The organism is Mesorhizobium sp. M7A.F.Ca.MR.176.00.0.0, from assembly GCF_004023165.1.
Classification (GTDB): Bacteria; Pseudomonadota; Alphaproteobacteria; order Rhizobiales; family Rhizobiaceae; genus Mesorhizobium.
In genome coordinates this window covers 1-365 of the sequence record NZ_RZTC01000321.1, presented here as the reverse complement: position 1 = coordinate 365, position 365 = coordinate 1, and the positions used below count along the sequence as shown (strand labels likewise).

Genomic DNA, 365 nt, shown 5'->3' with positions numbered 1-365 from the left:
CCCCGCCGCAATTGCCGTCCGATGCCGTCATCGATGCCGGGCGCTGGCGGGTCCAGCCGGCGCGCGCCTATGTCAGCCGCGCCCGGCGAAGTGATTGGCCAGCGCCACCTTCGCCGCGAGCTGCATGAGGAGATCGCCGACCAGCACGCCGGCCAGCACGAGTGCCACGAGTTGCGGCCAGAACCGCCGCAGCAGCGAAAAACCTAGGGTGATCGGTCTGATGATATCGGCAAACATGAGGTTCTCTCACGATGCCACCCGCCAAAACCTTTCTAGCAAAGGACGGCTGTTTTGCAAGAAAGGGGGCTCCCCTTCTCCCCTTGTGGGAGAAGGTGGATCGGCGCGATAGCGCCGAGACGGATGAG

Annotated in this window: 1 protein-coding gene; it reads right to left on the bottom strand. The window is 64.4% G+C overall.

What is annotated here, in order from left to right:
• Positions 1–72: 72 nt before the first annotated feature.
• Positions 73–237, bottom strand: a complete 165-nt coding sequence (locus EOB59_RS35585; RefSeq protein WP_164873689.1) for a hypothetical protein — start codon at positions 235–237, stop codon at positions 73–75.
• Positions 238–365: the final 128 nt, after the last annotated feature.